14 protein-coding genes and 1 pseudogene are annotated in these 20,275 nt (G+C 75.5%); 5 read left to right on the top strand and 10 right to left on the bottom strand.

Annotated features, from left to right (window positions below; all coding sequences use genetic code 11):
* Positions 1 to 740 (top strand): annotated as a pseudogene (locus LWC35_RS32375) (hypothetical protein); the annotation flags it as partial.
* A 45-nt stretch (positions 741 to 785) separates the two neighbouring features.
* Here LWC35_RS32375 and LWC35_RS32370 read toward each other — a convergent pair.
* The 4 genes from LWC35_RS32370 to LWC35_RS32355 form a co-directional block, all read right to left on the bottom strand.
* Positions 786 to 3,815, bottom strand: a complete 3,030-nt coding sequence (locus LWC35_RS32370) for a bifunctional [glutamine synthetase] adenylyltransferase/[glutamine synthetase]-adenylyl-L-tyrosine phosphorylase (RefSeq protein WP_232874229.1) — start codon at positions 3,813 to 3,815, stop codon at positions 786 to 788.
* 53 nt (positions 3,816 to 3,868) lie between these two features.
* Positions 3,869 to 4,243, bottom strand: a complete 375-nt coding sequence (locus LWC35_RS32365; RefSeq protein WP_232874227.1) for a DUF6027 family protein — start codon at positions 4,241 to 4,243, stop codon at positions 3,869 to 3,871.
* Between the two features lie 68 nt (positions 4,244 to 4,311).
* Positions 4,312 to 5,655, bottom strand: coding sequence for a type I glutamate--ammonia ligase (glnA, locus tag LWC35_RS32360; RefSeq protein WP_037040767.1), 1,344 nt, complete (start codon positions 5,653 to 5,655; stop codon positions 4,312 to 4,314).
* 96 nt (positions 5,656 to 5,751) lie between these two features.
* Positions 5,752 to 7,392 carry an alpha/beta hydrolase gene (locus LWC35_RS32355; protein ID WP_232874225.1) on the bottom strand — a complete coding sequence of 547 codons (1,641 nt, stop codon included), beginning with the start codon at positions 7,390 to 7,392 and terminating at the stop codon, positions 5,752 to 5,754.
* Positions 7,393 to 7,596: 204 nt separating this feature from the next.
* Between LWC35_RS32355 and panB the strand changes: the two genes are divergently transcribed.
* On the top strand, positions 7,597 to 8,502 hold the full coding sequence (gene panB / locus LWC35_RS32350) for a 3-methyl-2-oxobutanoate hydroxymethyltransferase (RefSeq protein ID WP_232874223.1): 906 nt from the start codon (positions 7,597 to 7,599) through the stop codon (positions 8,500 to 8,502).
* Between the two features lie 45 nt (positions 8,503 to 8,547).
* Here the strand turns inward: panB and LWC35_RS32345 are convergent, their stop codons facing one another.
* Both LWC35_RS32345 and LWC35_RS32340 read right to left on the bottom strand, forming a co-directional pair.
* Positions 8,548 to 9,624, bottom strand: a complete 1,077-nt coding sequence (locus LWC35_RS32345; RefSeq protein ID WP_232874221.1) for a glutamate-cysteine ligase family protein — start codon at positions 9,622 to 9,624, stop codon at positions 8,548 to 8,550.
* Positions 9,625 to 9,732: 108 nt separating this feature from the next.
* Complete coding sequence (locus LWC35_RS32340) at positions 9,733 to 11,163, bottom strand: RNB domain-containing ribonuclease (protein WP_232874219.1); 1,431 nt, start codon at positions 11,161 to 11,163, stop codon at positions 9,733 to 9,735.
* Positions 11,164 to 11,266: 103 nt separating this feature from the next.
* Here LWC35_RS32340 and LWC35_RS32335 point away from each other — a divergent pair, with 103 nt between their 5' ends.
* The 3 genes from LWC35_RS32335 to LWC35_RS32325 all read left to right on the top strand — a co-directional run bounded on the left by LWC35_RS32335 (position 11,267) and on the right by LWC35_RS32325 (position 13,507).
* Complete coding sequence (locus LWC35_RS32335; protein ID WP_232874217.1) at positions 11,267 to 12,433, top strand: esterase/lipase family protein; 1,167 nt, start codon at positions 11,267 to 11,269, stop codon at positions 12,431 to 12,433.
* Positions 12,434 to 12,603: 170 nt separating this feature from the next.
* On the top strand, positions 12,604 to 12,765 hold the full coding sequence (locus LWC35_RS32330) for a hypothetical protein (RefSeq protein WP_156067119.1): 162 nt from the start codon (positions 12,604 to 12,606) through the stop codon (positions 12,763 to 12,765).
* 13 nt (positions 12,766 to 12,778) lie between these two features.
* Positions 12,779 to 13,507 (top strand): hypothetical protein, encoded by a 729-nt coding sequence (locus tag LWC35_RS32325; RefSeq protein ID WP_232874215.1) that lies wholly within the window; start codon positions 12,779 to 12,781, stop codon positions 13,505 to 13,507.
* 27 nt (positions 13,508 to 13,534) lie between these two features.
* Here the strand turns inward: LWC35_RS32325 and LWC35_RS32320 are convergent, their stop codons facing one another.
* The 4 genes from LWC35_RS32320 to LWC35_RS40620 form a co-directional block, all read right to left on the bottom strand.
* Entirely contained in the window at positions 13,535 to 14,272 is a 738-nt protein-coding gene (locus LWC35_RS32320) for a maleylpyruvate isomerase family mycothiol-dependent enzyme (protein ID WP_232874213.1), read from the bottom strand.
* A complete protein-coding gene (locus tag LWC35_RS32315) occupies positions 14,269 to 15,093 on the bottom strand; it encodes a fumarylacetoacetate hydrolase family protein (protein WP_232874211.1) in 825 nt (274 codons plus the stop codon). Before LWC35_RS32315 ends, LWC35_RS32320 begins: the two co-directional genes overlap by 4 nt.
* Positions 15,094 to 15,252: 159 nt before the next feature.
* A complete protein-coding gene (locus LWC35_RS32310) occupies positions 15,253 to 17,598 on the bottom strand; it encodes a xanthine dehydrogenase family protein molybdopterin-binding subunit (RefSeq protein WP_232874209.1) in 2,346 nt (781 codons plus the stop codon).
* A 219-nt stretch (positions 17,599 to 17,817) separates the two neighbouring features.
* Complete coding sequence (locus LWC35_RS40620; protein WP_232874207.1) at positions 17,818 to 20,214, bottom strand: phosphotransferase; 2,397 nt, start codon at positions 20,212 to 20,214, stop codon at positions 17,818 to 17,820.
* Between the last annotated feature and the right edge of the window lie 61 nt (positions 20,215 to 20,275).

Raw genomic sequence — 20,275 nt, 5'->3', positions numbered from 1 at the left:
GGCGGGGGTCGGCGGGGGCGGCCGGGCTGGGCCTGGACCCGGCGGTGCTGCTCGACGCCGTCGCCCGCCAGCCCGCCCTGGAACACGCCGGTGCGCCGCTGCTCGCCGTCACCGAGCCGACCGAGACCGCCACCGCCGCGGCGTTCGGCCACACCGCCGTCCTCGCCGGGCGGCCGGACAACGCGGCCCCGCTCGCGGAGGCCGGCCGTCTCTTCGGCCGGCTGGCCCATCTGCTCGACGCCGTCGAGGACCTCCCGGCCGACGCGGCGGCAGGTGCGTGGAACCCGCTGCTCGCGACCGGCACCGACCTCGCGACCGCCCGCTCCCTGGCCGACGACGCCGCCCTCGGGATCCGGCTCGCCCTCGACGAGGTGCGCTGGACGGACCGGCGCCTGGCGCACCGGCTGCTGGTGCACGAGCTCGAGCGGTCGATCGCGCACGCGTTCTCCGAGGGCACCGTCCATGCCGAGCGGAGGCCCGGCAGCTCGGACGGCGACGCCCCGCCGCGCCCCGGCCCGCGTCCCCCGCGAGGGGCGCTCGCGGGGTGCGCCGTCGCGACCGGCCTGTTCTGCAGCTGCCAGATGTGCTGCGCCGACACCTTCGAGGACCCCTGGACCCGCGAGGCGCGCGAAGGCTTCTGCCGCAACGAGAGCTGCGCCCAGTGCTGCGACTGCTCCGAGGCGAGCTGCGACTGCTGCGACTGCTGCTCGGACTGCGACTGCTGCTCCTGCGACTGCTGAGCCCGACCTGCGGGAGCCCACGGCGCGACTCGCGGGTGGGGGAGTTCAGGAGTCCCAGCCGTAGAAGACCCGTTCCACCACGGTCCGCGCGCGGCGGGTGGTGCGGCGGTAGTCGTCGAGGAACCGGCCGGGGTCGCCGTCGGCCGGGTAGCCGAGCGCCGCGGCGACCGCCGCCAGCTCCCGGCCGGACCGCGGCAGCTGGTCCCCCGGCTTGCCCCTGACCAGCATGATCGCGTTGCGGGCGCGGGTCGCGGTCTCCCAGCCGGCCTGCAGCTCCGCAGCGTCCTCCGCGGTGATCAGGCCCGCCTCGGCCGCCTCGCGCAGCCCCTCGAGCGTCGACGTGGTGCGCAGCTCCGGGATGTCGCCGGCGTGCTGCAGCTGCAGCAGCTGCACGGTCCACTCGACGTCGGCGAGCCCGCCGTGGCCGAGCTTGGTGTGGGTGGAGCGGTCCGCCCCGCGCGGCAGGCGCTCGTCGTCGACCCGGGCCTTGATCCGCCGGATCTCGGTCACCTGGGCCGTGGTCAGCCCGTCCGCGGGGTACCGGATCGGCTCGATCAGCTCCATGAACCGCCGGCCCAGCTCCGGGTCCCCGGCGACCGGCCGGGCCCGCAGCAGTGCCTGCGCCTCCCAGACCTCGGCCCAGCGGGCGTAGTACTCGCGGTAGGAGTGCAGGGTCCGCACCAGCGGCCCGGAGCGTCCCTCGGGTCGCAGGTCCGCGTCGACCTGCAGCGCCGGGTCCGGGCTGGGCGCGCCGAGGCGCCGCCGCACGGTCTCGACGACGCTCGTCGCGAACTTCACCGCGTCGTCGGACGTCGCCTCGCCTGCGGGCTCGCACACGAACATCACGTCCGCGTCGGAGGAGTACCCGAGCTCGGCGCCGCCGAGCCGACCCATCCCGATCACCGCGATCCGGGCCTTCGGCGGCTCGCCCGCCGCGACCTCCTTGACCGTGGCGGCGAGCGTCGCCCGCAGCACCGCGACCCACACCGTGGACAGCGCCTCGCACACCTCGGCGACCTCGAGGGCGCCGAGCAGGTCGGCGCAGGCGATCCGGAGCATCTCGTGCCGGCGCATCGAGCGCGCCGAGGCCACCGCGGAGGTCAGGTCGGGCTGCCGGGCGACCGCGGCGATCATCCACTGCCCGACGACGGCCGGGTCGCGCTTCAGCTCGTCGGGCTGGCCGGGGTTGGGCGCGGCCAGCACGCGCAGGATCTCCGGCGCGCGTACCAGCAGGTCCGGGACCAGCGCGGACGTGCCCAGCAGGCGCATGAGCCGCTCGGCGACCAACCCCTCGTCGCGCAGCAGCCGCAGGTACCACGGGGTGTTCGCCAGCGCCTCCGACACCTGCCGGTAGGCCAGCAGGCCGCGGTCCGGGTCGGGCGTGGCGGCCAGCTCCTCCAGCAGCACCGGCAGCAGTGTCTGCTGGATCGACGCGGCGCGGGACACCCCGCCGGTCAGCGCCCGCAGGTGCCCGAGCGCGCCCTCCGGCGACGCCCAGCCGAGCGCCTTGAACCGGGCCGCCGCGGCCTTCTCCGAGAGCCGGGACTCCTCGGGCGAGAGCCGCGAGACCGACTGCAGCAGCGGCCGGTAGAACAGCTTCTCGTGCAGCCTCCGGACGCGGCGGGCGTTGCGCGACCACTCCGCGACCAGCACCCCGACGACGTCGTGCCGCCCGTCCGGGCGCAGGCGCGCGGCACGGGCGAGCCAGCGCAGCCCGTCCGTGTCGTCCTTCGCCGGGAGCAGGTGGGTGCGCCGCATCCGCTGCAGCTGCAGCCGGTGCTCCAGCAGCCGCAGGAAGCGGTAGGAGGCGGCCAGGTTGGCGCCGTCGTCGCGCCCGACGTACCCGCCGTCGGCGAGCGCGGCCAGCGCCTCGAGCGTCGACGGCGAGCGCAGCGACTCGTCCGTCCGGCCGTGCACGAGCTGCAGCAGCTGCACCGCGAACTCGACGTCGCGCAGCCCGCCGCGGCCCAGCTTGAGCTCCCGGTCGGCGTGGTCGGGCCGGATGTGCTCCTCGACGCGGCGGCGCATGGCCTGCACGTCCTGCACGAAGTCGTCCCGGCTGGCCGCGTTCCACACCATCGGCGCGACGGCCTCGGCGTACGCGGCGCCCAGCTCCTCGTCGCCCGCGATCGGCCGTGCCTTGAGCAGGGCCTGGAACTCCCACGTCTTGGCCCAGCGCTTGTAGTAGGTCACGTGCCCGTCGAGCGTGCGGACCAGCGCGCCCTGCCGGCCCTCCGGCCGCAGGTTGGCGTCGACCTGGAAGCAGGCCTCCCCCGCGATCCGCATCAGCCGGCTCGCCAGGCGGGACGCGGCCTGGGTGTCGCCCTCGGCCACGAAGATCACGTCGACGTCGCTGACGTAGTTGAGCTCGTGCCCGCCGCACTTGCCCATGCCGATCACGGCGAGCCGAACGTCGTCGGGCGGGTCCACCTCCTCCAGCGCGACGGCCAGCGCGGCCCGGACCGCCGCGGCGGCCAGGTCGGCGAGCTGCGCGGCGACCTCGTCGACCTCCATCACCGGCAGGGACGTCTCCCCGACGGCGGCGAGGTCGGCCCCGGCGAGCCCGAGCAGCTCGTCGCGGTACGCCGTGCGCAGCGCGGTGATCGCGGCCGCGCCGGTGACCTGGGCGCGCGCCCCGCCCGGGCCGCCCGACGCCGGCGCGTCGGGATCGGCGCCGACGGCGCGGAGCAGGTTGGCGGCGCGGCGGGCGAGGTCCGGCGGCGGGTCGTTCCGGTCCGGGCTGTCGGCGAGCAGCCGCCAGCGGTCGGGATGGGTGACGAGGTGGTCGCCCAGGGCCGTCGAGGCGCCGAGCAGGGCGAGCATCCGGCCGCGCAGCCCCAGGTCGGTGCGCAGCGCGGCGTCGACGGTCTTCCAGTCCCCGGCGGCCTTGGCGAACCGCTCGACCTGCCGCAGCGCGAGATCGGGGTCGGGCGAGCGGGCCAGCGCCCACATGATCGGCTCGGCGCCCGGCACGGGCCGGTCCTCGGCCCACCAGCCGAGCTCGGCGAGGGTCTGCTCCGCCCAGGGCTCGGTCAGGCCGAGGCGGGCGAGGGAGGTCCGGGTACGTTCCGCCACACCGACCGATCCTGCCCTATCCCGGGGCCGTTGCGGGCACGGCGGACCGCCCGTTACGCGCCCGGGTAGAGATCGGGATCGTCGAGCGGTGCGCCGAGCCAGCCGAGCAGGGCGGCGAGCTCGCGGTACGCGGCGAGACGCGCCTCGTCCGTCCCCTCCGCCTCGGCCCTGCGGACCGGTTCCCGCAGCCGCTCGACCATCGCGGGGCCGAGCTCGAGGAGCCCGCCCGAACCCGTCGTCGCGAACCGGGCGAGGACGTACCGGGCCAGCGCGCCCACCGGGACGCCGGTGTGCGCGCTGAGCCCGCGGAGCGTGTGCAGCGGGTCGAGGCGGCCGTAGTCGGCCACCTCGGCCTTGAAGTTGGCGTCCGGGTCGTCCGGCTCCCAGGGCCCGTCGTACCGCTCGAGCCGGACCCATTCCGAATGCATTACGGAACCATGACGACGGAATCGACGGCCAGAATCGACATCATGGTTCCATACTGCGTCATCGCAGGTCAGAGGACGGGCAGGTAGGTCGCCAGCTCGTAGGGCGTGACGTTGCGCCGGTAGTTGTCCCACTCCGCCCGCTTGTTGCGCAGGAAGAAGTCGAACACGTGCTCGCCGAGGATCTCCGCGACCAGTTCCGAGTGCTCCATCGCGCCGAGGGCCTCGGTGAGGTTCTGCGGCAGGGCCTCGTAGCCCAGGGCGCGGCGCTCGGTGTCGGTGAGCGACCAGACGTCGTCCTCGGTGGCGGCGGGCAGCTCGTAGCCCTTCTGCACGCCCTGCAGCCCGGCGCCGAGGATCACCGCGAACGCCAGGTAGGGGTTGCAGGCGCTGTCGAGCGTGCGGATCTCCACCCGCCGGGTCGACGACTTGCCGGGCGAGTACATCGGGACGCGGACCAGCGCCGAGCGGTTCGCGTGGCCCCACGACACCGCGGTGGGCGCCTCGCCGCCGGTGATCAGCCGCTTGTAGGAGTTGACCCACTGGTTGGTCACCGCGCTCATCTCGCGCGCGTGCCGCAGCACGCCGGCGACGAACGCCTTGCCGGTCTCGGAGAGCTCGTACGGGTCGTCCGGGTCGTGGAAGGCGTTGCGGTCGCCCTCGAACAGCGAGAAGTGGGTGTGCATGGCCGAGCCGGGGTGGTCGGTGAAGGGCTTGGGCATGAACGACGCCCGCACGCCCTGGGTCAGCGCCACCTCCTTCACCACGTACCGGAAGGTCATGATGTTGTCGGCCATGGTGAGCGCGTCGGCGTAGCGCAGGTCGATCTCCTGCTGGCCCGGCCCGCCCTCGTGGTGGCTGAACTCGACCGAGATCCCCATCGACTCGAGCGTCTCGATCGCGTTGCGCCGGAAGTGCGGCGCCACGTCGTGGCTGGCCTGGTCGAAGTAGCCACCGGAGTCGGCGGCGATCGGCGGCGACCCGTCGGACGGCAGGTCGCGCAGCAGGTAGAACTCGATCTCGGGGTGGACGTAGCAGGTGAAGCCGGCCTCGCCGGCCTTGGACAGGGCGCGCCGCAGCACGTGCCGCGGGTCGGCCCACGACGGCGAGCCGTCCGGCATCGCGATGTCGCAGAACATGCGCGCCGAGTAGTGCTCGCCGTTGGCGGTCTCCCAGGGCAGCACCTGGAAGGTCGAGGGATCGGGGCGGGCGACCATGTCGGACTCGTAGACCCGGGCGAAGCCCTCGATCGCCGAGCCGTCGAACCCGATGCCCTCCGCGAACGCCCCTTCGAGCTCGGCGGGGGCCACCGCCACCGACTTGAGATAGCCGAGCACGTCGGTGAACCACAGCCGCACGAAGCGGATGTCGCGTTCCTCGAGCGTGCGCAGCACGAATTCCTGCTGGCGGTCCATGGCCGCCAGGCTAGGAATGTCGTGTTACGTGGATGTTTCGTGGCTGCTCAGGGTGTGCGACGCCGCAGCGCGAACGGGTGAGGGTCACGGCCGGTCTCACTGGGCCGGCAGCGTGCACTCCGCACCCTCGGCCGGCAGGGTCCCGTCGACCAGGTAGGCCGTGAGCTTGTCGTCGATGCAGGCGCTGCCCTGGTAACCGGCCGTGTGCTGGTTGCCCTCGACCTTCAGCAGCCGACCGTTCAGGTCCTCCGCGAGGTCGACGCCGGCCTGGTACGGCGTGGCGGGGTCGCCCGTCACCGAGACGACGACGACCGGCGTCAGCCCGTCGGCCTGTGGCCGGTGCGGTTCCATCGTCGGCGGGACGGGCCAGAACGCACACGGGTCCTTGGCGTCGACCGCGCCGCGCCCGGTCGCGGTGAACGGCGCCGCGCCGACCACGCCCTCGTTGAGCTTCGCGACCTGCGCCGGGTCGGTGATGCGCACGTTGTCCATGCAGGTGATGGCCTGGAACGCCTCGAGCGAGTTGTCGTACTTCCCGTCGGTGCGCTTGTAGTAGAAGTCCGCCAGGGTCAGCAGGACCGACCCGTCGCCCGCGGCCAGCTTCGAGATGCCCAGGGACAACGCCGGCCACAGGGACCGCAGGTAGAGCGCCTGCTGCACGCCGGTGATCGCGTCGGAGAACGACAGCGTGCGGGTCGGGTCGGAGGTCCTGGCGGGGTGGTCGATCAGCGGCTGCGCGATCTTCTGCCAGGTGGCCGTGGTGGCCTTCGGGTCCGTGCCGAGCGGGCAGTTCGGCTGGGTCGCGCACCAGGCCCCGTACGCGTCGAAGGCCTGCTGGAATCCGGCGCTCTGGTCGATGTTGGTCTCCACCGTGTCCTGCGTGGGGTCGACGGCGCCGTCGAGCACCATCGCGCGCACCCGGGTCGGGAAGGTCTCGGCGTAGGTCGAGCCGATCGACGTCCCGTACGAGTAGCCGTAGTAGGTCAGCTTCTCGTCGCCCAGGGCGGCGCGCAGCACGTCGAGGTCCTTCACGACCTCGCGCGTGCCCACGTGCGCGAGCACGTCCACGCCCATCCGGGCGGTGCAGCGGTCGGCGTACTCCTTGTTGTGCGCCTCCAGCGCGGCCACCCCGGCCGGGGACGGGTCCGCGTACACGGCGGCCCGGTACTGGTCCTGCTCGGCGTCGGTCAGGCAGTCGATCGAGGGCTCGCTGACCCCGACCCCGCGCGGGTCGAAGCCGACGAGGTCGAAGCGCGCCTGCACCGGCGAGTTCTCCGTGGACTTCACGGTGGCCGGCACGAGCTGCGTGCCCGAGACGCCGGGACCGCCCGGGTTGAGCAGGAGCGAGCCGATCCGGTGGGCCTGGTCGGTCGCCTTCGAGCGCATGACGGCGACCTTCACGGTCTTGCCGTCCGGCTGCGCGTAGTCGAGCGGGACCTCGAGCTTCGCGCACTGGTAGCGCGGGTCGCGGTACTGGTCCGCGACGTCCGGCGAGGCCGCGTAGCCCGTGCACGGGCCCCACTGCAGCTCCTGACCGTAGAAGCGGGCCAGCGCCGGGTCCTGCGCAGGATCACCCGTCGGGGTGACCGTGGCCGCGGCCGGCGCGGTCGCCGCCGGGCTCGAACACGCGGCCAGGGCGAGGGCGGCCACGACCGCGACCAGCACGGTCAGGGTCCGAACGCCCGGGTGGGGCGGCCCGAACGGGGAGCGACGGCGCGACGACACTGAGCCAGGCACCGAGCCAGCATGCCAGCGGCGGCCCGGGGCGCCACCCGGGGTGCGGTGAGCGGGACCCCGGCGTCGCGCACCCCACCGTGTGAGGTGCGTCGCCGGACCGTGCGTGCGGCGGGCGCCGGGTGTCACGCTCACGGCGCACGACCCGAGACGGACCCAGACGACCCGGGGACCTGCCAGGCAGGCCTCGAGGGAGGACGGACGACGATGTCCCGCGACACCACCGGCACGCCCGCTGACGCCACCCCCGCGAACGGCACGCACGGCTCTGCGGACGGCGAGGTGCAGGCGCCCTACCGCAGCGCCGCCCCGCAGAAGCGCACCCGGGTGCACCACCTCGCCGAGCTGAAGCGCCGCGGCGAGCGCTGGCCGATGCTCACCGCCTACGACGTCTACTCCGCGGAGATCTTCGACGAGGCCGGCATCCCGGTCCTGCTCGTGGGCGACTCCGCCGGCAACAACGTCTTCGGCCACGACAACACCCTGCCCGTCACCGTCGACGAGCTGCTGCCGCTGGTCAGGGCGGTGGCGCGGGGAGCGAAGCACGCCCTCGTCGTGGCCGACCTGCCCTTCGGCAGCTACCAGATCTCCCCCGCGCAGGGCCTCGAGACCGCGTTCCGCTTCATGAAGGAGGGCGGCGCGCACGCCGTGAAGCTCGAGGGCGGCGCCCACTACGCCCCGCAGGTCGCGGCGCTCACGGCCGCCGGCATCCCGGTCATGGCGCACCTCGGCTTCACCCCGCAGAGCGAGCACGCCCTCGGCGGGTTCCGGATCCAGGGGCGCGGCCAGTCCGGCGAGCAGCGTCTCGTCGACGACGCCCTGGCCCTGCAGGAGGCCGGCGCGTTCGCCGTGGTGCTGGAGATGGTGCCGGGCGAGGTCGCGAAGCGCGTCACCGCGGAGCTCACGATCCCGACGATCGGCATCGGCGCCGGCCCGGACTGCGACGCGCAGGTGCTCGTCTGGTCCGACATGGCCGGGATGAACCGTGGCCGCAAGCCGCGCTTCGTCAAGCCGTACGCCGACCTGGGCGGCCTCCTGCTCGAGGCGGCCCGCGCCTACGCCGAGGACGTCCGGGGCGGGGCCTACCCGGACGAGGCGCACACCTACCACTGACTCGGCCGGCGGCGCTCCCGCTCGCAGGGGCGGGAGCGTCGTGGCTCAGGTCGCGACCGGGCGCCGGGCCAGCATCGCCGTGGCCGGGCACTCGCGCGCCCGCCAGCGTTCGCGCAGCGCGGCCATCCGCGCCAGGTCCGCCGGCCGGTCCGCCAGCGCCCGTTCCGCCGCGTCGAGCAGGGCGCCGGTCGCGGTGTGGGTCTCCGGATCCGCCAGCCCCTCCACGGCGACGTGCCGGTGCAGCGCGGCGTCGGGCGTGCGGCGCCGGCCCGGCAGGGTGTCGTCGAGCACGAGGCCGGTGAGCAGGCTGAGCAGCTCGCCGTACAGCACGGGGTCGGGGCAGGCGTCGAACGCCTTGAACTCGATCCGCCCGACCTCGGCCGCCAGCCGCGCGGGCTGGGTCAGCGAGGGGTCGGACACGACCGCGTCCGGTGAGCCCGGCTCCAGGAACACCATCGCCGCCGGCCGCAGCCCGGTGCGCACGGACGTCCGGGCGGACAGGCCGCCCCACTGCGCGCCGTCGCGGAAGGGCGAGGAGAAGGCCAGCGGCACGAGCCAGGGGCTGTAGTGGGTGAGCTTCCGGCCGGCGTCGACCAGCGCCGCGCCGCCGAGCCCCGCGACGGACAGGTTGAGGTCCGGCCCGTGCGTGACCATGTGCAGGTGCGCGGTCCGTTCCTCCGGCGAGCCGGTGCGGTGGGCGCGTTCCCACGCGTTGAGCGCGGGGACGATCGGGTAGCTCGAGCGCACGGGATTGAACCCGATCGGGTACGGCTCCAGCCCGCGCGCGGCCGCCTCGCGCTCCAGCGCCCCCAGGTCGGCGGTGAGCGCCGCGACCGCCTCCTCCACGGAGTCGTGGATCCGGGTGCGGATCTCGATGCCCTTCGGGTCGCACCGGACCAACCCGCCCGCCTCGTCGAAGCGCTCGAAGCCCTCGACGTACCACCGCTTGCGCTTGATCCCCTGGTCGCCGATCCGCAGGTCGGGATAGTCGGCGGGGTCCTCGGGCAGGGCGTCGACGATGCTCTGCAGCTCCTCGAAGGTCGTGTTCGTGAAGTCGGCGAACGCGCCGTCGGCGCGGCGGAACGCCACCTCGTGCTCGATCCCGTACCTGACCTGCGCCACCCTCGACCTCCACCCCGGCGGTTCGTGCCGGCGGACGACGCTAGTCCCGCGCGGGCCCCCGCGGAGCGTGTCGGTGCGGACATCCGATCGGGCTTGAGCAGGGAGGGGTCAGTCCGGTAAGGCGAACCTCACCCGCCCGCTCGTGGGATCGGCCTCGACGAGCCGGGCCCGGGCGAGCGTCCCGGGCCGGGGCCGGCCGTCGCACTTCGCCAGGACGGGCGGATCCGCGAGGAAGACCTCGGCGGGTTCGCGGCGCAGCACCACGACCTCGAACTCCTCCCCCACCCGGTCGGCGAGCACCGCCGCCTCGGTGCGGTCCGTGCAGGCCCGGTCCACCCGCGCAGCCAGGGTGTCCGACGCGCTCATCACGCCGGGTAGCGCGGGGAGCGCCTCCGCCAGCCAGCCGGGCACCTCCCGCCCGGCCGCGAGGGTCAGGCACACCTCGCCCGCGAAGCGGTCGACCAGGCGCCGCAGGGGGGCGGTGACGTGCGCGTACGGCGCCCCGACGCCGCCGTGGCCCGGGTCCCCCGGCGGCGGTGTCCCCGCGACGCCGAAGGACTCGTAGGCCGCACCCCGCAGCAGCGTCGTGGCGGCTCGGCGGACCGCCAGCACCCGCGGGTCGCCGCCGTCGCCGCCGTCGGTCGGGCGCGGCAGCGCGGCGAGCACCCGCGCCGGGGACTCGCCCTCGGGCCAGTCCAGCCCCAGCTCGAGCGCGGTCGCCCGGAGCGCGGCGACGGCCTCGGGCTCCGGCGCGGGCAGCGTGCGCAGCACCCCGACCCCCGCGTCGAGCATCATCTGCGCGGCGACCTGCCCGGTGAGCAGCGAGATCTCCGCGTTCCAGTCCTCCACCGGCGTGCGCCGGCGGACCCGCACGGTCCAGCCCGCGCCGTCCGGCACGACCTCCTGCTCGGGCAGCTCCAGCTCGATCGCCCCGCGCGCGACGGCCCGGGCCCGGCGCAGCGGGCCCAGCTCTGCCAGGGCGGCGATCGCCGGGTGCGGGCGGCCCGCGTCGATCGCGGCCTGCACCCCGGCGTAGTCCAGCCGCGCGAGGGAGCGCACCAGGGCCCGCCGGACGTCCGCGCGCACGACCGCGCCCTCGCGGTCGAGGTCGATGCGCCAGAGCACGGCGGCGCGGGGGCCGTCGGGGAGCAGGCTCGCGGCGTCCTCGGAAAGGACCGGCGGGTGCAGCGGGACCGCCCCGTCGGGCAGGTAGAGGGTCTGGCCGCGGCGGCGGACCTCGGCGTCGAGCGGCCCGCCCGGCTCGACGACGGCACCGAGGTCGGCGATGGCGTAGTGCACGGTGAAGCCACGGGGCGTGCGGGTGAGGCCGACCGCCTGGTCCAGGTCCTTCGAGCCGGGCGGGTCGATGGTCACGAGCGGGACGTCGGTGGCGTCGGTCCGGGGGCCGCCGCGGGGACCGTCCGGACCGGCGGCGGCGGCGCGCTCGGCCTCGGCGAGCACGGCGGGCGGGAACGCCGTGCCGTCGGCGGGCAGGCCGAACTCGGCTCGGACCGCGGCGAAGTCCGGGACCGCACTCATGGCGTGCTCACGGGCGCACCCTACGGTCGGGCGGACCGACTTGTGCGGTGGAGCGCGGGGTGTTGTAGTCGTCGGGTTCCCCGCCGCCCGGACGGAGCCGCCCGTGCGCACTGTGTCTCCCCCGCCCACCGAGTCCCCCGCACCCCCCGGGTCGGCTGCGCCGCGCGGGCGTCCCCGGCCTCCTGCGCCCCTGGTCCGCGTCGCGACGGCGGTCCTCGTCGTCGTCGGGCTGGTGTTCGGGCTCTACGCCGCGCTGAGCGGCGCGTCCCTGCGCTCCCCGGCCGCGGCACCGGAGCAGCCGCCGGCGGCGCCGGTGCCCGCGGCGCCCGCCTGGGCCCCGGTGGACCGCCCCGGCCCCGCCCTCACGGTCCCGGCGGCCGACCTCACCGCGAGCCTGGTCTGCACCCGCGGCAGGGCGAACCGCGACACGGTGCTGCTGCTGTCCGGGACCGGGGCCGACCCCGACACGGCCTTCGGCTGGGGGCTGCGCCCGCTGCTCGCCGCCCAGGGCTTCCCGACCTGCCTGTCCACCGCGCCCGACGCCAACACCGGCGACGTCGCCCGCCGCGCCGAGTACGTGGTGTACGCGATCCGCACGATCGCCGAGCGGACGGGGCGGAAGGTGGCGGTCGTGGGGCACAGCCAGGGCGGGATGGTGCCGCGCTGGGCGCTGCGGTTCTGGCCCGACGTCCGCGCGCAGGTCTCCGACCTCGTCGCCCTCGGTCCCACCAACGCCGGCTCCGACGCCCTCCGCGCCGGCTGCGCCCGGGGCTGCACCGCCGCGTTCTGGCAGCAGTCCAGCGGCTCCCGGTTCGAGGAGGCGCTCAACTCGGGGCGGCGGACCTTCCCGGGTGTCGACTACACCGTCGTCGTCTCGACCGGAGACACCGTGGTCACGCCGGTGCCGCAGGCCTCGGCGCTCCCGGCCGAGCCCGGCGGCGGGGCCGTCGCGGGGAACGGCGCGGGGAACGGCGCGGTCGCGGTGCAGGACGTCTGCCCCGGCCGGACGGTCGAGCACGGTCCGCTCGGGCTCTCCGACGCCGCCGCCTTCGCCCTCGTCGTCGACGCCCTCGGGAACCCGGGGCCGGCCGACCCCGCCCGGATCGCGCCGTCGACCTGCGCCCGCGCGCAGGCCCCGGGCATCACCGCTGCCGAGCTCCGGCAGGGCACCGCCGCGGTGGACCGGGCGGTGGCGCAGTCGGCCGCCGCCGGCGCCGTCCTGTCCGCCGAGCCCGACCTCCCCTGCTACACCCGCCCCGCCCCCTGCTGACCCGCATCACCTCGAACGGGCGAGGATTCGCGCCTCCGGGTGCCCGCTGCAGGCACCGGTGCCGCCGTCCGGGCGAGGCGATACACGGTCGTCATCCCCTCCTCTGGACAACTCCGCGGCGAAGGATCAGCCTGATACGCAAGCGTTCACCGCTACAACCGGGAGGCGTCATGAGGTTGGGCAGGAAGCTGGCGGAGGGTGTCGCGATCGACCGGGAGGCCGAGCGCCTCGCCGAGACGCGGGAGCCTGCACCGCAGGCGCACGACACGGTCCCGGTCGTCACCGCCGCCCTGGCGGAGGACGCCCCGGCCGAGCGTCCCGCCCGGGTCTGACCGGGCCGGGTCGGTGGGCGGTCCCTTCGCCCGCAGCCCGCGCGAACACTCCGACGAGCCCCTGCCGGGGTTCAAGCTGGCGTACCCGATGCTCGCCGCCGACGGCGCGAGCTGCGGGTTCAGCGGCGTGACCCTCGGCAGGGCGCACGTCTACCGCGCGGTGGACGACGCCATCTGCGCGCACGGCTCGCGGCACGCCTGCCCGTCGCGCTGGTGTGACTGCGGGTTCTACTGCTTCCACGAGATGGGCGCCGCGCGCGATCTGGCGTGCGAGCCGGACCACCGCAGCGCGGTGCTGCTCGAGGTCGCGGCGTCGGGCCGGTACCGGCGCTACGAGCGCGGCCTGCGGTACGCCCGCCAACGCGTCAAGACGGTCCGCGTCGGGCGCTGCGAGTGCGGCCGCCCGGCCGACCTGCTGGCCGACTCGGGAGCCGGCAGCGTCGGGTGGCGGCGGCTCCTCCCGGTCTGCCGCAACTGCGCCGCCGACCGCCCGGTGCTGAGCCCGGATCGGTTCGCCGAGCTCGCGGGCGGGGTGCAGGTCGTGCTCGAGGGCCGTCCGACCGGTCTCGGGCCCGACGAGCCCACGCTCGCCCCGGCGGAGGCGCCCGCCGAGGACCCGGGCGCGGTCGCCCTGCTGTCCGCCGAGGTGGCCGTCCTGCACGCCCGCCTCGACGAGACCCTCGCCCGGCTCGAGGAGGTGCAGGCCAGGCTCGACGAGCTCACCCGCCGCGACCGCCCGTGACCCGCCGGAGCCCGGCGGCCGGGGTGGCTACAGCCAGGCCGGCAGCTCCGGGACCTGGGTCGGTTCGCCCTCGGGGGTGACGGCCCGGATCCGGCGTGAGCGCCCGCGCCCCGACACCCACGCCGCCAGGTCGGCCACGGGCGCGGAGACCGAGACGGCGGGCGGGGTGCCCTCGGCCGCGGTCGACCACGCCCGGTCGCGGTCGCTCGCGACCAGCCGCACCGCCGGCGTCCCGGGCCGCGCCGCGAGGTTCGCGGCGACGTCCGCGACGAGCTCGCACAGCATGGGCTGCGGGAAGTCCTCGAAGGAGGCGCCCACGTCGAGGTCGACGGAGTGGATCCACATCTCGCGCGCCCGCATCCAGGCGATCTCGGTCGCCGGCACCTCCCTGCCCCGCCGGTCGCGGATGCTGCGCGACCACGCCTCCTCGGGCATCGCCTTCACGACCTGCGCGAGCTTGTCCGAGGTCGCGACCACGTCCTCCCGGATCGCGGCCGGCTCGCGCTGCGCGCCGCTCGCGATGTCCGCGTCCCGCTGGGCGTCGTCGGCGTAGGCGGGGGTCTCCTCCCCCGTCCGCGCCCAGTGCAGCAGGTTCAGCATCGCCTCGGCGTTGCGGGCGACGTGGCTCAGCACGTGCGCGCGGGTCCAGCCGGGCAGCGCGGACGGGGCGCGGAAGGCCTCGTCGCCCATCCGGTCCATGAGCCCGCGCAGGTGCGCCGCACCGTCGCCGGCCCACGCCAGCGACAGCTCGAGCGAGCGGGTCATTTCGCGAGCCGGCAGAGGTTGCGGCACTCGCCGATGCCGTCGATCGCGGTGACCAGCTCGGCGCCGTCCGTCAGGTACCGCGGGGGCCTGCGGGCGTGGCCCACCCCGCCGGGGGTGCCGGTGGCGATCACGTCGCCCGGGTTGAGCGTGAGGATCGCCGACAGGTAGACGACCAGGTCGACGGCGCCGAACACCAGCTGGTCGGTGGTCGAGCTCTGCATGACCTCGCCGTCGAGCGTCGAGGAGATCGCCCAGCCGCCCTCGGGCAGCTCGTCCGGCGTGACGAGCACCGGGCCCAGCGGGGTGCTGTGCTCGAAGGTCTTGCCCTGCAGGAACTGCTTGGTGCGGTTCTGGTAGTCGCGGACGCTGACGTCGTTGAGGATCGTGTAGCCCGCGATCGCCGCCGCCGCCTCGGCCCCGTCGGCGTGGCGCACCGGGCGCCCGATCACCACGGCCAGCTCGGCCTCGTAGTCGACCTGCTCGGAGACGGTGGGCAGCTCGATCTCGTCGTGCGCGCCGACGAGCGCGGGCGCGTACTTCGCGAACACCGTGGGGTACTCGGGCAGCTCGTTGCCCATCTCGAGGACGTGGTCCCGGTAGTTCAGCCCGACACAGATGATCTTCTCGGGCGAGGGCACGAGCGGCGCGTAGTCCAGCCCCTCGACGGCGTGCGACGGGCCGGCCGCGGCCGCCGCGTGCTCGGCCCAGTCCGGGCGGGACAGCAGGGCGCGCAGGTCCGCGTCGCCGGTCTCGGTCGCGCCCGTCGCGTCGACCCGGACGGCGCGCGTCCCCGCGGCGGTCCGGATGGTGGCCAGCCTCATCGCGTGCGCTCCACGCTCGATCCTCGCGTCACGGGCATGAGTCTGCGCCACGACGGGCCGGTTCACCGCCTCGGGGGTGGGTGCCCGGCGCACCCGCCCCCGGACGGCCGAACGGGCCCGTCGATCATGCGACCGTCCGGCCGCCGGACCGGGCTGCGCTCAGATCGCGCCGGACTCGTCCTGCGAGTCCCCGCCCCGCAGCGGCAGGCTGCCGAAGACGTCCGCCGGCTCCCGCCACGGGTCCCCGCCGCCGGTCCGGATCGCCCGCCAGACGCGCTCCGGCGTGCACGGCAGGTCGACGTGCGTGACCCCGTACGGGCGCAGCGCGTCCACGATCGCGTTCTGCACCGCCGGCGTGGAGCCGATCGTCGCCGACTCGCCGATGCCCTTCGCCCCGAGCACGTTCCGCGGGGTGGGCGTCTCGGTGGTGACCGCCTGGAACGAGAAGAGGTCCGCCGCGGTGGGCACGTGGTAGTCGGCCAGTGTGGCGGTGGTCGGGTTGCCCTCCGGGTCGTAGAGGACCTCCTCGTAGAGCGCCTGGGCGATGCCCTGCGCCAGCCCGCCGTGCTGCTGGCCCTCGACCAGCAGCGGGTTGAGCACGCGCCCGCAGTCGTCGACGGCGATGTGCGCCCGCGGCCGCACCCGCCCGGTCAGGGTGTCCACCTCGACCACGGACAGGTGCGCACCGAAGGGGTAGGTCGCGTCGGCCTGCTGCTCGTCGACGCCCGCGAAGATCTCGCCCTCGGCCGCCACCTGCTCCCAGGTCACGGTGGCCGAGGGCACGCCGGTGACGCCGAACTCGCCGTCGTCGGTCAGCGCGACGTCGTCGGGGTTGGCCTCGAGCAGCGCGGCCGCCCGCCGGGTGGCCTCCTTGAGCACGTCGTCGGCCGCGACCCGCACGGCGGAGCCGCCCATCTGCAGCGACCGCGAGCCGCCGGTGCCGCCGCCCCGCGGGACGCTGGCGGTGTCCGACTGCTCGTAGGTGATCTTCTCCATGGGGATGCCGAGCCGGTCCGACACGAGCATCGCGAACGACGTCGCGTGCCCCTGCCCGTGCGCCGAGGTCCCCGCCTGCACCGTGGCGGTGCCGTCCGGGTGCACCCGCACCGACCCGTACTCGCTGCCCCCGCCACCGGCGGTGATCTCCACGTAGACCGACATGCCGATGCCCAGCTGCACCGGGTCGCCGGACTCGCGGCGGGTGACCTGCTCCTCGCGGAGCTTCTCGTAGTCGGCCAGCCGCAGCGCCTCGCGCAGCGGCAGGTCGTAGTCGCCCACGTCGTAGTTCGCCCCGACCGGTGTGGTCAGCGGGAACGCGGCCGGGTCGAGGAAGTTGCGCCGGCGCAGCTCGGCCGGGTCCATGTCCAGCTCGGCCGCGGCGATGTCGACCAGCCGCTCGAGGTGCGCGGCCGCCTCCGGCCGGCCCGCCCCGCGGAACGCCCCCATCGGCGTGGTGTTCGTCAGCGCGGTGACGGCGTCGTACCCCACCTTCGGGATGGCGTAGACACCCGGCGCCATCACGTAGGTCATGTGCAGCGGCAGCGCGCCGCCGAACCCGGCGTAGGCACCCGCGTCGCCGACGACCCGGCAGCGCAGCCCGGTCATCCGACCGTCGCGGGTCAGGCCGAGCTCGTAGTAGGCGACCTGGCCGCGGCCGTGCGGCATCGAGACGAGGTTCTCCGAGCGCGTCTCGACCCAGGCGACCGGGCGGCCCAGCGCCCGCGCGGCGCCCACCGTGGCGGTGTGCTCGGCGATCATCCCGGCCTTGCCACCGAACCCGCCGCCGACGTTCGGCGCGATCACCCGCACCGCGTCGGGCTCCAGCCCGAACAGCCCGGCGAGCTGGGCACGGAAGCCGTGCGGCATCTGGGTGGAGACGTGCACGACGAGCGCGTGATCGGAGTCCGTCGGGTCGACGAGGATCGCGTTGCCCTCGAGCGGGACGACCGCGATGCGCTGGTTGACCATGCGGGCCCGGACGACGACCTCGGCGTCGTCGAGCACGGCGGCCCCTTCGGCCGAGCGCAGCCCGCCGGCCACGTTGGACCCGACGTCGGGGAACTGCAGCGGGGCGTCGGGCTCGAGCGCCGCCTCGGCGTCGACGACCGCGGGGAGGGGGTCGTAGTCGACCTCGACCAGTTCGGCGGCGTCGACGGCGGCGGCCTTCGACTCGGCGACGACGAGCGCCACGGCCTCGCCGACGAACCGGACCCGGTCGGTGGCCAGCGGCGGGCGGGGCATGTCGGGATTGAGCACCATCAGCCCGTGGTGCGCGGGGAGCCCGAGGTCGGCGGCGGTGTAGACGGCGACGACACCCTCGGCCGCCGCGGCCGCGGAGGTGTCGATCCCGGTGACGAGCGCGTGCGCCAGCGGCGAGCGGACGAACGAGGCGTGCAGGACGTCCGTGCGGCCGGCGACGATGTTGCCGACGTAGGTGGTGGCGCCGGTGATCAGGTCGGGGTCCTCGATCCGCCGCACGGCGGTTCCGAGAATGGAATGAGGCATGTGACTCACATTACGACGTGCGGGTGGAGAAGCCAGCCAGATGTTTGACGCGGGCCGCCCGTGTCGGGGAGGGTCGTGGTGCCCCCCTCCTACCCGCACCGCGGCCGCCGGTCCCCGGCGTGCCGGCGGTGTCGCCCGGGGTGGCCGGACCGGACGGGGGCCGGTCCGGCCCCCCGACCAGCGGTCCGGCCGGCGATCCGACGCCGACCCGACGCCCGGTCAGACGGGCTCGAGGGCGGCGCGGGCGCCGCGCAGCGGGGCGCGGACGTTGCGCCGCACCCACACCGGGTTCGCCGAGGCACGCGCCGACTTCCGGGCCACCTCCGAGACGTGCTGCAGCCAGCCGAGCACGGTGAGGACCCGGTGGTCGACCGGGTCCCCGCCCAGCAGGCGCTGCGCCGCCCCCATCCGCTCGGCCACCGCGTCGGGCGGCCCCGCCAGCCACTCGAGCACCAGGGGGCCGAGCTCCCGCCCCGCCCCGTGCATCACGGCGAACTGGTGCAGCGCCACGACGTCGAGCACCTGCAGCCCCACGGGCCGCGCCTCGCACCAGTCGACGATCCCGCTGACCCGCCCCCGGGGGTCCGCGAGCAGGTTCACCGGGCTGAAGTCGCCGTGCACCCAGCCGACGGACGCACGGCGGCCGCGCAGCGCGGCGTCGAGCCGGGCGGCGAGGCCGCGGGTGTCGGCGTGCAACGCCCGCGGGACCAGCGCCCGCACCCGCGACAGCGGCTCGTGCACCCACGCGTCGAGGTCCTCGGGCCCGACGGGGCGGACCTCGCCGGTGTGCCGGTGGAGCTCGCCGATCACCTGGGCGGCGTGGTCGACCAGGACCGGGCCACGCACGGGGTCGCGCAGCACCGCGAGCCCGCTCTCCCCGGGCACCAGCGACTCGATCACGCAGTAGCTGCGCCCGATCTCGCCCGCGCCGAGCACCCGTGGCAGCAGCGGGTGCAGGTGTCCGATCCGGGGGTCGGCGTGCAGCCGGTCGAGCACCTCGGTCTGCCAGGCCAGCCCGCGCCGACTGCGCGGGGTGTCGCACGCCTTGAGCAGCGCCCCCCGCTGGACGGCGCCGCCCTCCGGGCCGACCCGGACGACCACGGACTCCGAGCCGCCGCTCAGCCGCTCGCCCAGGGTCCAGCCCGCGCCGCCGGGCACGCCGTGCAGCAGGGTGCCGGCACCGCCGATGCGGCGCAGCAGCCCGGCCGAGCGCAGCGCGTCGACCCGGCGGGCCAGGACCGGCGGCAGCCACCGCGCGGTCCCGAGCATGATCACGAGCGCCACCAGCGACTGTCCGACCAGCCACGCCAGGCCGGCCCCGACGATCCCGAGCACCGGCAGCAGCACCCACGAGCCGCCGATCACCAGGATCGCGGCCGCGGCGGGCACGGCGAACTGGACGACGCCGCGGCGGCGGACCCGCGCCGCGCTCACGGTCGCGGAGGTCACCGCGTACGGCACCGCGGCGAGGGCGGTCAGCGCGAGCGCGGCGGTGCCCTCGCGGGCGTAGCCGGCGCCGAACACCGACAGGATCAGCGGGGCGCCGGCGGCCACGACCAGCGCGCCCGGCAGGACGAGGGTCAGCGAGCGGCGGATCGTCGCCCGGCGGGCCGCCTCGACCGTCTCGGCCGAACCGGCGTCGGCCGCGGTGTGGGCGACCATCGACTGGTTCATCCCGGACGAGACCACGAACAGCGCCTGCGCGATCTGCCAGACGATGCCGTAGGCGCCGTTGGCCTCCGGCCCGAGCCGGCCGAGCACCAGGACGGGCATGCCGAACATCGCGGCCTGCTGGAAGATCGCGCCCGCGTAGTCGGCGCGGACGAAGCCGCCGAGGTCGCGGACCGTGATCCGCTCGACGGGTCCGCCGGCGGCCTCGTGCTCGCGGGTGAAGCGGGGCAGCGCGCGGGCCAGCAGCCAGACGTTGACGACCAGGACCAGCAGCGCCGTCGCGACCATCCAGGAGACGGCGACCGCCCCCGTCACGGTGGCGACCAGCGCCGCCAGCAGCAACCCGACCTTGAGCACGGCGAACACGCCGTTCTCCAGCGGGACGACCGTGGCGCGCCGGATCCCGGTCAGCACGTAGTCCTGCACCGTGAACAGCGCCCACACCGGCGTCGCGAGCACGAAGAACACCGTCAGCCGGTCCTGGCCGACCGCCGCCACCAGGTCCGGCGCCCACCACCGCGCGCCGGTCGCGAAGGCCAGCCCGACCAGGGCGGCGATCGCGCCCGCGGCCAGGTACCCGCCGATCACCAGGCGGCGCGCCGCCCACCCCGCGACCGGGACGAAGCGCAGCAGCGCGTACGTCATGTTCAGGTGTGCGACGCTGCCCAGCAGCATCACCGCGGACAGCGCCGCCTGGTTCAGGCCGACGACGTCGGCGGGGAACAGCCGGGCGGCGAGCACCCAGTAGACGAGCCCGACGGCCGAGGTGAGGCCGGAACCGAGGATGAGCGCGAGCCCGTCGCGATGGGCGGCGCTGCGGATCAGGGAACCGCGGACGAGCCCCCCGCGGGTCCGGGACGGCGACGGGTGGGACCGCGGCCCGGACGATCGCGGGGCTGTGGGTTTCGGCGGGTCATCTGGCGCCCGTACGCCCCGGCTCTCCACGGCGGCACGCTAGCAACACGGTTCGGCCACGATCGGGTGGAGAGGGGGTGAACGCCACCCG

It is taken from the genome of Pseudonocardia kujensis, assembly GCF_021283305.1.
Taxonomy (GTDB): domain Bacteria; phylum Actinomycetota; class Actinomycetes; order Mycobacteriales; family Pseudonocardiaceae; genus Pseudonocardia; species Pseudonocardia kujensis.
Note: the sequence above shows the minus strand (reverse complement) of the source record. Positions and strands in the feature narration are given on the sequence as shown.